This is a genomic window from Arthrobacter glacialis, assembly GCF_002909415.1.
Taxonomy (GTDB): Bacteria; Actinomycetota; Actinomycetes; order Actinomycetales; family Micrococcaceae; genus Specibacter; species Specibacter glacialis.
Map to the genome: position 1 here is coordinate 199,978 of NZ_PPXB01000006.1, position 13,435 is coordinate 213,412.

5 protein-coding genes are annotated in these 13,435 nt (G+C 62.9%); all 5 read left to right on the forward strand.

The window, feature by feature from the left end; translation table 11 throughout:
* The first annotated feature begins 34 nt into the window (after window positions 1-34).
* Window positions 35-10,456: a non-ribosomal peptide synthetase gene (locus tag CVS28_RS09545; RefSeq protein WP_103481358.1), complete on the forward strand. Its 10,422-nt coding sequence runs from the start codon at window positions 35-37 to the stop codon at window positions 10,454-10,456.
* 96 nt (window positions 10,457-10,552) lie between these two features.
* Window positions 10,553-10,765, forward strand: a complete 213-nt coding sequence (locus CVS28_RS09550) for an MbtH family protein (protein ID WP_103481359.1) — start codon at window positions 10,553-10,555, stop codon at window positions 10,763-10,765.
* Window positions 10,762-11,766 (forward strand): ATP-binding cassette domain-containing protein, encoded by a 1,005-nt coding sequence (locus tag CVS28_RS09555; RefSeq protein WP_103481360.1) that lies wholly within the window; start codon window positions 10,762-10,764, stop codon window positions 11,764-11,766. The genes CVS28_RS09550 and CVS28_RS09555 overlap by 4 nt, the downstream gene beginning before the upstream one ends.
* The gene (locus CVS28_RS09560) at window positions 11,763-12,563 is read left to right on the forward strand and encodes an ABC transporter permease (RefSeq protein ID WP_103465485.1); all 801 of its coding nucleotides are present in this window, start codon (window positions 11,763-11,765) and stop codon (window positions 12,561-12,563) included. The genes CVS28_RS09555 and CVS28_RS09560 overlap by 4 nt, the downstream gene beginning before the upstream one ends.
* A complete protein-coding gene (locus tag CVS28_RS09565; protein ID WP_103481361.1) occupies window positions 12,560-13,336 on the forward strand; it encodes a 4'-phosphopantetheinyl transferase family protein in 777 nt (258 codons plus the stop codon). The genes CVS28_RS09560 and CVS28_RS09565 overlap by 4 nt, the downstream gene beginning before the upstream one ends.
* The last annotated feature ends 99 nt before the right edge of the window (window positions 13,337-13,435 follow it).

Genomic DNA, 13,435 nt, shown 5'->3' on the forward strand with positions numbered 1-13,435 from the left:
GCTTCGCCGGACCACCGCCATCGCGAGAAGGACTATGCCTCAGTATTCGAATTCCCAGTCTTCGTCCGCCACCGGCACCCGCCGTGCACTTAGCACGGCTCAGAGGGGGATTTGGTACGCCCAAAACCTCGACCCGGAAAACTCGATGTACCAGATTGCGCAGTTTGTAGACATCTGCGGTGAAGTTGACGCCCGCCTGCTGGGTCAAGCCGTCCTGATTGCCATTGCTGAAACGGATGCCTTGAATGTGCTGTTCGCCGAGGACGACGGCGGTCCCTATCAGGTGACCTCGCCGTCGCCGGCGCATCTGGTCGTGACTGATTTGCGCGGCTTGGAGGGTGATGCAGGAACCGCTGAGGCACATGCCCGGAGCGTAATGGACAAGGATCTCGCCACTGCGCGTGATGTGGCAGCAGACCCACTACTCCGGGTGGAATTGTTCCGACTCACGGACGACCGGTACTTCTTCTATCAACGCGTCCATCACCTGATGCTGGACGGATACTCTGCTGTCCTGGTGCTCAAACGCGTTGCTCTGATCTACAACGAAATGCTGGTGCACTCTTCCGGTCCAGACATTTCCACGCCCTTCCCACCACTTGATGCTCTCTTGGCGGAAGAGTCGGGCTATCCGGGTTCTCGTCAAGCCGTGGCCGACCAAGATTTTTGGGAACGGTCCGTGACGGAACCTCCGACTGGTCTGCATGGGCGGCCCAACCGAAATGCCTCGGCACTTCTCCGGGTTACTGGCGAACTCCCCCAGCAGGTTGTCAGTGGACTAGCCGATGGCGCCGCCAGCGCCCCGGCCGTCATTCTTGCCGCTGTAGCCCTCTACCTGCACAAGATGACAGCCGAACGGCACATCACTCTAGCTCTCCCGGTCACGGCCCGTCGCGGTGCCCTGGCGAAGTCAGTACCATCGATGCTCTCAAACATCGTCCCAGTCCGTATTCACCTCAAGCCCCATGACACCATCGAAGGCACAGTCATGAAAGCCGGCGGGGCACTACGCAATGCGCTGATCCACCAGCGCTTCCGCCAGGAAGACTTAGCCGGACGCCCCAGCTACATTGGACCGTCGGTAAACATCCTTCCCATCATTGATGACATCAACTTCGGCACGTCGGCCGGGACCATGCATGTACTTTCTACCGGCCCCATCGACGATCTGTCGATCATCATCCATGGTCTTCAGCACGGCCATAATGCTGAAAAGGAAAACCACGTAACCATCCAGTTCGAGGCCAATGCCGCCCTCTACACACCCGAGACCCTCCAAGACCACCTGCAGCGATTCATGCTACTGCTGGAACGCATAACCAGCGGCGAGGACTCCACTGCCGCGTCCCTCACCGTCACCACACCCGAGGAAGAGCAAGAGCTGCTGGCCATGGGCGGGTCCGAATCCCGAAGCCTGCCATCACACACAATCGTCGAAGAATTCCTGGTCCATGCGGCTGCGAGACCCCATGCCCATGCAATAGTCGCAGGCGACGGCCATCTCAGCTTCCTTGAACTTGATCAGCAGTCCAACCAATTGGCCCATTACCTGCGTGGCCGCGGTGCCGGGCCTGGCACCGCTGTGGCCGTTCGACTTGAGCGCAGCAAGCAGCTGGGCGTAGCCATCCTGGGCATCCTGAAGTCGGGTGCCGCCTATGTCCCGATCGATCCGGACTACCCCGCGGGACGTGTGCGCGGGATGCTCGAAGACGCCGAGCCTCTTCTGCTGCTGACCGTCGTCGAGCTTTCCGACTCTCAGTCACCTAGACACATCGAGAGCCCCTGCCCAGAGGTGGTGCTTGATGGAGAAGCCATGGCTGAAGTGCTGGTCCGGCTCCCCCATCACCCTCTGAGGAACACTGCCGCGGGCCAGCATGACCTCGCCTATGTCATCTTCACTTCCGGATCAACCGGGCGCCCCAAGGCCGTCGGCGTGGAACACCGCGCCCTGTTAAACTTGTTCACCTCTCACAATGAGGACATCTTTCGCCCCGCCGAGGCGAGGCTAGGGCGCACCCTGCGCGTAGCACATACAGCCGGACTTTCCTTCGATGCCTCATGGGACCCGATCTTATGGCTCATGGCCGGGCACGAACTTCACCTGGTTGACGACCTCACGCGCCGGGACCCGCAGGCACTGGCAAGTTATCTGAGCGAGCACCGGATCGACAGCATTGAGACCACACCGTCCTTCGCCAAGGTCCTCCTCGCCGAAGGGTTGTTCGACGCCGAGTTCCACCCTTCCGTGGTGGCTTTGGGCGGCGAAGCGGTGGACCCGACGTTGTGGGGGCTGCTGGCACAAGCCAAGGGTGTCACCGCCTACAATTTCTACGGCCCGACCGAGACCACCGTGGACAGCATGACGGCCATCATGGAACCCGGGTCCACCCCACATTTGGGCTCCTCAGTGGCCAACAGCCGCCACTACATCCTGGACTCTGGGCTGAACCCTGTGCCTAGCAATGCCATTGGCGAGCTTTACGTGGCAGGGCACAACGTGGCGAGGGGCTATCTTGACCAACCCCAGCTCAGCTCCGAACGGTTCATCGCCGATCCTTTTGCTGCGGACGGTTCCCGAATGTACCGCACCGGCGATGTTGTCCGACGCCTACCCAGCACCGCCGTAGAATTCCTCGGCCGGATCGATCAGCAGGTCAAGATCAGGGGATTCCGAATCGAGCCGGCCGAAATCGAAGAGGCCCTGCGCGCCACCGATGGCGTGAGACATGCCGCCGTCGTCGTGGCCAAGAACCGTGCCGGCTACGACCAACTGCTGGCCTACATCACCGGCACGGACAGACTGGACACGGCTGCTATCCGCGCTGACTTGCGCCACAACCTGCCCGACTACATGGTCCCCTCGGCAATCGTGCAGATCCCCCAGATCCCGCTGACCACCAACGGCAAGCTGGATACCAAGGCACTGCCGGAACCGGAAACAGCCGGCATGACTGAGGCCCCACGCAACCACGCGGAGCGGATCGTGGCCGCTGCCTTCTCGGAAGTGCTGGGGCTTGACGGGGTTGGCCGCGACGACGACTTCTTTGAACTTGGCGGCCATTCCCTACTGGCAACCCGTCTGGTGGCCGTGCTCCGGTCAAGCAACGGTTCCGCACCGGCGCTGCGCACCGTCTTCGAATCACCCACTGTGGCCGGAATCGCCCAGAGTCTGGACTCACCCGCGCCGGAACCGCATCCACTTGCCCGCCAGGACCGGCCCAACCCGCTGCCGCTCTCCTTCGCCCAGCGCCGCTTATGGTTCCTGAACCGCTACGACCCATCCTCTGGCGCATATAACATTCCCATTGCACTGAACTTATCTGGCCCGTTGGATGTGGCTGCGCTCGAACACGCCCTCAACGACGTCGTGGCCCGCCACGAAAGCTTGCGCACCATTTTCGCCTTATCCGACGGTGAACCGGAACAGCGCATCCTGGCTGTAGACGACGCCGTCGTGCCTCTCGCCGCAGTGCAGACCACCCGGGAGCACCTTGACCACGCGGTGCGCGCCGCATCGGCCCGTGGCTTTGAACTCACCACCGAGTTGCCCCTGCGCGCCGCGCTGTTCCAGCTCGGCGCCCGGGACCACGTGTTGCTGCTGACCCTGCACCACATCGCCGCCGACGGCTGGTCGCTTGCCCCGCTGGCGCGCGACCTGTCCACGGCCTACTCAGCCCGAGTCAGCAATACACTGCCGGTATTCACCCCACTGCCCGTGCAATATGCCGACTACGCCCTCTGGCAGCGCGATGAACTTGGCAGTGAAGACGATCCGCAAAGTCCGCTCGCCCGCCAGCTAGCCTTCTGGAAGGCTGAACTGGACGGATCACCCGAGGAACTACCCCTTCCCTTCGACCACGTCCGTGGCACCCGCACAGGCCAATGGGCCGCAGACGCTGTCCCAGTGGAGATCGACGGCACCACTCATGAGCGGCTCTCCGCCCTAGCCCGGGATCACAACGCCAGCCTCTTCATGGTGCTCCAGGCCGCGTTCGCAGCCCTGCTCACCAAGCTCGGCGCAGGGACCGACATTCCCCTCGGCACCCCGGTGGCCGGCCGGCCGGATACAGCACTGGATGAACTCGTTGGATTCTTCGTCAACACTCTTGTGCTGCGCACCAACACCGCCAACAACCCCACTCTCGGGGAACTCATCGACACGGTCAGGTTCACTAACCTACGCGCCTACGCTAATCAGGACGCCCCGTTTGAGCGGGTCGTGGAGGAACTCAACCCCGCCCGCTCCCAACAGCGCCACCCCCTCTTTCAGGTCATGCTGACCCTCACCAACACTGCCTCGGAACAGCTCTCCATGGCAGGCTTGGACGCCGTCGCGGACAGGACAACAGAGCCCGGAGGTGCCAAGTTTGATTTACTCCTCGACTTGGCAGAAACCGGTCCCGGTTTGGGGATGACTGGCTCTCTGGGCTTTGACCCGACCCTCTTTGAACCCGCAACGGCGGCCCTGATCGCCGCCAGGTTCAAGCACGTAGTGGAACAATTTGCTGCCAACCCCCACACACCCCTCGCCCGCCTTCACGTGTCCACCCCACTGGAGGCGGCACAGACACGTGAGCTGGGCAGCGGGCCCGTGGTGGACAACGGGGCAGTGACCGTGCCTGCCGAATTCGCGGCCACCGCGGCACGCCACCCCGGCCGCGCAGCTGTCAGCGACGGACACTCAACCTTGAGCTTTGCCGAACTGTCCGCCGCCGTGGAATTGCTGGCATCGGGTCTGGCCGCCTCCGGGGTGTCCCCCGGCGACCGCGTAGCCGTAGCTCTCCCCCGCGGCAACGACGTCGTGTGCGCAGCCCTTGCCGTACTGCGCGCCGGGGCCGTCTATGTGCCCGTCGACCTGAGCTACCCGTCGGAGCGGATCGGCCTGATTCTTGACGACAGCGCACCACGGCTGACCATTGCCGCCGGAAACTTGGATGAGTTGCGGGCCGCCGGGGCGCGGGGAAACCCTCCGGTACCCCTGACCGAAGTATCCCCTGCCGACCCGGCCTACGTCATCTACACCTCAGGCTCTACCGGCACTCCCAAGGGTGTGGAGGTAACTCACGGCGCGCTGGCCAACCTGTTTTTGCACCACAGGCACACGATCGTCGCCGAGGCCTTCGGCGACGGAGACGGGGAGGGCACGGCCGTCGCCCACATCTCCGGTCTGGGATTCGACGCCGCCTGGGACCCGATGCTGTGGCTTGTCGCCGGTGCCACCTTGCACATGGTGGCCGATCACATTCGTACCGACGCCCAGGCCCTCGTGGCCTTCTGTGCCGCCAAGGGCATCACCGTGCTGGAAAGCACCCCATCGTATATCAGCGCCCTGCTGCAATCCGGCCTTCTGGACAGCCCACGGAGCGCACCGCTGGTGCTGGTTCTGGGAGGTGAAAGCGTGCCGGCTGGGCTGTGGCAGGAACTCTGCGATAACGACCAAGCCGCCGCCTACAATTTCTACGGTCCCACCGAGTTCACTGTGGATTCGGTGCTCACCAGCATCAGTGGCACCGTTCCCCACATTGGCCGGGCGGTCCGCAACGTGGAAAGCTACGTCCTGGATGACTTTCTGGCACCAGTACCCCACGGTGTCACCGGGGAGCTCTATCTGGCCGGGGCGGGCCTGGCCACCGGCTACGTCAACCGTCCTGCCGAGACGGCCAGCCGCTTCATCGCCAATCCATACCGCGACGGCGCCAGGATGTACCGCACCGGCGATCTGGTCCGGCGGCTGCCAGGTGGAGAGCTGCAATTTGTGGCCCGGGCTGACGACCAACTCAAGATCCGCGGTTTCCGGGTGGAACCTGGCGAGGTTGAGGGCGTGCTGGCCAGCCACGACCGCGTTGAGCGTGCCGCGGTTGTGGTGGACTCCGGCGCCACCGGGCGCATCATTGGCTACTACGTCGGCACCGCGGACCCCGCAGAATTGCGCGAGTTTGCTGCCGCGCGCCTCCCCGAGTACATGATGCCCAAGGCCTTGATCCCCTTGGCGGAGATCCCGCTAACCTCACACGGAAAGTTGGACAAACGCGCCCTGCCAGCCCCGGCCACCGCCAGCACCGAATCCAGAATCCCCACCACAGCCCTGGAGGAAAAGATGTGCGCCATCTTCGGGACTGTGCTGGGCGTCAACGAGGTGGGGATGGACGACGACTTCTTTACCTTGGGTGGCCATTCCTTGTTGGCCGTTGCGTTGGTCGCCGCCATTCGCGAGGGATTCGGCGCTGAGCTGCCGCTGCGGGCCATCTTCGAGTCCTCCTCCCCCGCAGCCCTGCTGGGGAGCCTGGTCTCGCGCCCCGACGGCGGCCCGGTCCGCACTGGCCAGGTGCCCAGCCAAACTGTGGATGCCTGGACCCGCGCCACCAAGGATCGCCGCCCAAACAGAATTCCGCTCTCCTACGCCCAGTCCCGGCTGTGGTTCCTCAACCAGCTGGACCCGGGCGCAGCCGACTACAACATCGTCCTCGCCGTCCGGCTGACCGGGGACCTGAACGAGGAAGCACTTGCCCTAGCCCTCGATGATCTGGTGGCACGCCATGAAGTCCTGCGCACCAGCTACCCCGCGACCGATGGCACCCCCGAACAGTTGATCCATCCTGCTTCTGCGGCGTCAAAAGTGCTTGAGTTCCAGGAGGCCGGCGCCCTTGGCGAATTGCCGCGCCTGCTCGCCGACGGGGCATCTCGTGGCTTTGATCTGTTGCATGAGCTGCCCTTGCGCGCCACTCTGATTCGCCTTGACGACGACGAATGGGTGCTCCAGCTGGTGATCCACCACATTGCCAGCGACGGAGCATCCTTGGCACCCCTGGCCCGAGACATCTCCACCGCCTACACGGCGCGCTGCTGCGGGGCCAGCCCCCTGCAGCGCCCCTTGGGGCTGCAGTATGCAGACTTCGCCCTATGGCAACGGCATATGCAGGAAGGCGCTCCGGAAACCATTGCGGCTGTGCCGGACGAAGTTGTTGCTGGACTACGAGCCGATGCGCCGGCGCCTGCTCTGGAGGCCAAGTTGCGGGCCTGGCAGGATGCCTTGGCCGAGGCTCCCTCCGAGCTGATGCTCCCTGGCGCAGGCTCACGCGCACCCGGTGCCCGCCAGCCCGGCGGACAACAATCCTTCACCCTTGGCAGCGAAACCACGGCTGCACTGGCCGGTTTGGCAGGGGCACAGAACGCCAGCCTCTTCATGGCTCTGCACGCCATGCTGGGTGGTTTCCTCTCACGGCTGGGGGCAGGTAACGACCTGGTAATCGGTTCGCCGACGGCAGGACGCACGGATCCTGCCCTGACCGAATTGATTGGCTTTTTCGTCAATACCGTACCGATCCGCCTTGACGCCTCAGGAAACCCCACCCTCCGTGAACTGCTCTCCACCGCTCGGCGCAGTGTCTTAGACTCCTTTGACAAGGACGATGTGCCCTTTGAGCGGCTCGTGGAGGCGCTTAATCCGCCGCGCGAACTGGGCCGGCACCCGCTCTTCCAGACCATGCTGGCCGTGGAGACAATGGATCGTGCCGCCGTCGAACTTCCCGGCGTTCAGGTCTTGCCCGAACCCGAGACAGCCACCGGGGAAGCAAAGTTCGATTTGTCCTTTACCTTCCGCGAATTGGGCCCCGAGCAAGGCTTGGCCGCCACGTTGGCCTATAACGCGGCCATGTTTACCAGTGAAGCGATATCCACCCTGATCGCGCAGTTGGAGACCTTCGCTCGGCTGGCCGTGCAGTCCCCGGACCGCTCCCTGTCCCGGTTAGACATCCAGTCACCGGAGGAAACCACCGCCTTGGTCGCCACCACGGCCGGTGCCGTCACGCACCCGGCCCCGAGCGTACTGGAAGTCTTTGCCAAGACTGTTGCCAGGACACCGGACCTAACTGCCGTGACCTGCGGTACCCACTCGCTGTCCTTCGCCGCTCTCGACACCGCTACCGGCACGCTGGCTGGCATCCTCCGTGACCAAGGCATCGCGGCCGGAGACCTAGTCTCGGTGTACCTGCCTCGCTCGGTGGACACCGTGGTGGCAACTCTGGGAGTGCTGCGGGCCGGTGCGGTCTACAACCCCATCGACGCCGATTACCCAGCCGAGCGGGTGACGGCCATCTTAGAAGACGCCGGCCCCGGCGTCATTGTCACGACGGCTTCCTTGGAAAGGTCCCTGCGTTCAAGCCTGGCGGTGGCCGGACTGACCAATGCCGCCGTCCTTCTTATGGAGTCGCTCCCGGCCGGTGTCCCTGCGGACTTGTCGGAGCCGACGGCGTCGCAACTTGCCTACGTCATGTTCACCTCCGGCTCCACGGGACGTCCCAAGGGCGTGGAAATCAGCCACGGCGCCTTGGCGAATTTGCTGGCCTCGCACCAGGAGACCCTGTTTCCCGACGCCGCTGAGCGGACCGCCCGGGGGCAGGTGCGGGTGGCCCACACGACGGGCGTCGGCTTTGACGCCTCCTGGGATCCAATGCTGTGGATGATAGACGGCCATGAACTGCACCTCATCACCGATGAGGTGCGTCTGGATCCCCAGCGGCTCGCCGGGTACTTCGCCGACCATGGCATTGGTGCTTGGGAGACCACCCCCGGTTATCTGCGCCAGTTGTTGGCCGAGCCTTCCTTTTCCTCAATGCTCCGGGACCGGGACGCCTCCGGCAGCCCTATCCTGAGGCTTGCTCTGGGCGGGGAGGCTTTCGACGCAGCACTCTGGGAGGAGCTCTCCTTGCTCCGAACGGTTCGTGCCTGGAACCTGTACGGCCCCACCGAGGCGACTGTCGACTCATTGTTTGCCCCGTTGTCCGGCACAAGGCACCCTGTTCTTGGATCGCCCACCCGCAATTCACGCGCATACGTTTTGGATAATTCCCTGCAGCACGTGCCTGCCGGGGTTCGCGGCGAACTGTATTTGGCCGGCGCCCAGCTGGCCCGCGGTTACCGTGGCCGGACCGACCTGACGAGCGAACGATTTGTCGCCGACCCTTTCGGGGCACCGGGCGAGCGGATGTACCGTACTGGTGACTTGGTCACAAGAAGTGCTGCCGGTGAAGTCCGCTTCCAAGGCCGCAACGACCAGCAAGTCAAGATCCGTGGCTTCCGGGTGGAGCTCGGCGAGGTTGAACGTGCCCTGCGAGACGTGCCTGGCGTGGTCGCCGCTGTGGCCATAGTCCACAACGCAGAGGTAGATCCTGCTCTGCCCGGCACAGACCGGCTCGTGGCTTATGTGGTGGCCGAGACGGAAACCGAAAAGAAGTCCCCCAATGCAGCGCAGCTATCTGAGCGGGTCCGCTCCCAACTGCAGCAGGTGCTGCCCGGCTACATGGTTCCTGCCGCCGTCGTCGTCGTGGCTCGCATCCCTCTAACAACCAACGGGAAGATGGACTTTGCGGCGCTGCCGGACCCGGCCGGGCAGGAGCGCCGTGCGGGCCGGGCACCACGGACGCCCCGGGAGGCCACTGTTGCAGCGATCTTTGCGCAGGTGCTTGATCTTCCGCAGGTCGGGGTCGACGAGTCGTTCTTTGAATTGGGCGGGCATTCCTTCTTGGCGCAGCCGCTGGTCAGCCAGATCAACGACGCATTGGGTACTGAGCTGCCCGTCCAAGCATTGTTCCGCTCCCCAAGCGTGGAACAGTTGTTAGCCGAAGCATCCAAGGGTGCCACGGAAAACGTGGCCGACAGCCTGCGACAGCTGCTGCCGCTACGGAGCACCGGGAGCAAGGCCCCGCTCTTTGCAGTACATCCGGCCACCGGGGTGAGTTGGGGCTTCGCTGCCATGCTGCGACACCTGGACAAGGACCGGCCCCTGTACGGATTACAGATGCCAGGCATGCTCCCTGGCGGAGATGAGCAGTTACGGGCCACAACGCTCACGGAGCTTGCAGATGACTACATCGCCCAGATCCGCCACGTGCAGCCGGAAGGCCCCTACCACCTGATCGGTTGGTCGTTTGGTGGCAACCTGGTGCACCGGCTCGCCACGAGGCTCCAAGAATTGGGCCACGAGGTGGCGTTTCTGGCCATACTGGATGCTTTCCCGACACGGCAGGAAGGCAATGCCGAGGTTGGCACGGGCCCGGCACTGTGGCAAAACTACTTGCACGCGGCCGGGTTCCCTGTGCCGGAAGATGAAGCGGCAAGTTTGGACGGCGCCCGTGTTTTGGAGGTGCTGCGAGAGAACCACAACGCCCTAGGCAGTATTCCCCTGGTGTCCCTCAATGCCATGGTGGAAAACTTCTCGGTCCTGGCCCGCATGATCCGTGAAGCTCAGGTGCAACGCTTCGACGGGGATTTACACGTCTTCCGGGCTACAGAGGACGTCCCGAAAGGTTCACCGAACTCAGCGTCCTGGACGCCGTTCGTCAGCGGCCAGATTCACGACACCCCAGTGGCTGCCAGACACTCGGCGATGCTCAGCGAAGGTGCACTGGCTCACATCATGCCTGTTCTGGCAATCCGGTTGGGTGAGGGCACCGAATAGCTAATAGTGGTTGGGGGCACGGCAAGGTTGTTTCGGCAATCTTCCGTGCCCCTTTCCTGTCAGTCGAAATTTAGCAAGGAATCTGAGGGAATTTACGTGACGAACCCATTTGATGACACGAACGCAACCTTCCGTATTTTAGTCAATGACTTACAGCAACACTCACTGTGGCCCTCTTTCGCCGATATTCCCAAGGGCTGGATGGTCATGTTTGGCCCAGACGGTAGGCAAGAATGTCTTGATTTCGTCTCCCGGAGCTGGACAGACATGACACCGCGCACGGTTGCCGAACTTGCGGCCTCTCAGTGATCCGCGTCCGCGGACTGTGCAAGAATTTTGGTGCATTCCGGGCTCTTGATGAGCTGAACCTGGATGTCCTCCCTGGGCAGGTGCTTGGACTCTTGGGACCCAATGGGGCCGGCAAAACCACCACAGTGAGGGTTCTGACCACCCTATTGGCTCCGGACGCCGGCGAGGTGACCGTCGCCGGCCACAGCGTCATGGCAGACCCGGACAGCGTTCGACGCTCCATTGGCCTGTCTGGGCAGTATGCGGCCGTTGATGAAAAGTTAACCGGATACGAAAACCTCGTCATGGTTGCCAGGCTCTATGGCATGAACCGCAAAACCTCGGCTGCCCGGGCCACGGAACTGCTGGATGAATTCCGCCTTTCAGACGTTGCCGGTAAACGGTCCGGCGCATATTCAGGCGGTATGCGACGCCGCTTGGACCTGGCCGGTGCCATGGTGGCACGGCCGCCCGTTGTTGTGCTCGATGAGCCCACAACCGGGCTAGATCCCCGCGGGCGGCTGGACACCTGGGCCGTGATCTCCTCGCTGGTCGGTAACGGAACCACCGTATTGCTGACCACCCAGTATTTGGAGGAAGCTGATCAACTGGCCGACAACATAGCTGTCATTGACGCCGGGCGCGTCATCGCGGAGGGAACCGCCAGCGAACTGAAGTCCCGAGTTGGTTCGGAACGGATAGACGTTGTGCTGGCTCGACAAGACAGCGTTGACAGCGCCGCGGCAATTCTAGGCAGGATCGCCGGGGCGGCGCCGGAAATTGACCGGCAGACCAGCAAGGTCAGCGTTGCCGCCCCTGACGGCCACCACATGCTGGTTCGCGCCCTAGGAGATCTTGAAATAGCCCAGCTGCAGGTGGTCGAGGCAGCCCTGCGCCGACCAACCCTGGATGATGTCTTCCTCCAGTTGACCGGTCAGCGACCCAAGGCTGCGGCAGCCTCCAACACCACCGATGTAGCATCAAGCGGCGTAGGCCAGGACCAAGAGGTACTACTATCATGAGCAGCCTTAGCGCAGCCCTGCGCGACAGTTCGGTCATCGCCGGTCGCAATCTACGCAACGTCATCCGCACCCCTGGTGCCATGGTGACCAGCGTGGCACAACCCATTATGTTTGTCCTGTTACTGGCGTTTGTCTTTGGTGGCACTCTGGGAGGTGCAGAATACCGCACCTTTCTGATCGGCGGCATACTGGCCCAGACGCTGACGTTTAACGCCTCATTTACAGCCGTCTATCTTGCCAAAGACCTGCAGCTGGGATTGATTGACAGGTTCCGCTCGCTGCCCATGTCGCGTGGCGCCGTCATACTGGGCCGTTCCTCGGCTGACCTCGTGACTAGTTTGCTTTCCATCGCCGTGACGCTTTTGTGCGGATTGGCAATCGGCTGGCGCATGACGAACGGCCTCGGTCCTGCCTTGATAGCCATGGGACTGCTTCTGCTGTTCACCTTTGCTGTGTCGTGGGTGGGTGCCGTGATCGCCCTAACAGCACGAAGTGTGGAGGTGGCGCAAAGTCTGGGCCTGATCTGGCTGTTTCCGGTGACGTTTATCTCCGGGGCATTTGTCTCGGTCCAGTCAATGCCGGGCCCCTTGCGGAACTTCGCGGAGTGGAACCCGGTAACGGCCGTTGCTACATCCGTGCGCGAGTTGTTCGGCAACGCCGAACCTCAGGGGTTCGCACCTCCCAGCGGCTGGCCGGCGGACAACGCCTTGCTCTACGCAGTGCTTTGCTGCGTAGCCATCATCGCCATCTTCGCCCCCTTGGCCATCTCCCAATACGTAAGGATCAGCAAGCGGTGACCGAGGGCAGCAGCCCCTCCGGGATTGACTTTGTGATAACCAACGCGAAGCGGGTCCTCGACTATGCAGGGCGCTGGGGCGGTGCCACCGCCCTGCTGCCTCGCGCCGAGCTCGACACTGCCGATAGGTTTAGAAACCCAGCCGACGGCCGAGCATACATCGGAGCCCACATCCTGTTCCGTTCCATGGCCGTAAACGTACTTGGCATCCCCATGGCGAAATCTTCCGGGCTAGCTGTCCACAGGAATTGCCACAGCTGTGGCGGACCGCACGGCAAACCAATGATAGAGGGAACCAGCCTGAGCCTTTCGCGTTCCGGGGAGACAGTCTTGGTTGCTTCCGGCCCGCAGGGCATACCTCTTGGTGCCGATCTGGAATCAGTGCCAGCAAGTCTGCATGCGGGATTCGACGACTTCTCTCTATCAGCCACGGAGCAGGCCGGCTTGGCTAGTTCCGACATCGAATCTCGCATCCGGCTCTGGGTGGCCAAGGAAGCTGCCCTGAAAGTCCACGGACACGGTCTGACCGTGGAGCCCCGACGTCTGCATCTGAGATCAGCGGAGCAGGGCCTTTCGACGCCGAGTGGCTGGTCCGTCGACGTCGAGGCCCTCTCGCACGGGGATCTGGACGGGTTGCATATCGCTTGGCTACGGGCACCCGCCGGACTCACTGCTGCCGTAGCATCGACGCTCAGAGCCAGCATCCGTGAGCTTGACTTAGCACAATCACTGTTTGCCTCTAGGCTGCACTACTCGAGCCCGAGGACCAGCTAGTAGCATTTTTCGAATCGGATGCAACTTCGGGCCGCTACCTGTCGGTACGTCCATAACAACGTCATGCTAAAGGACCCACATCGCGTTACACAATGCCCG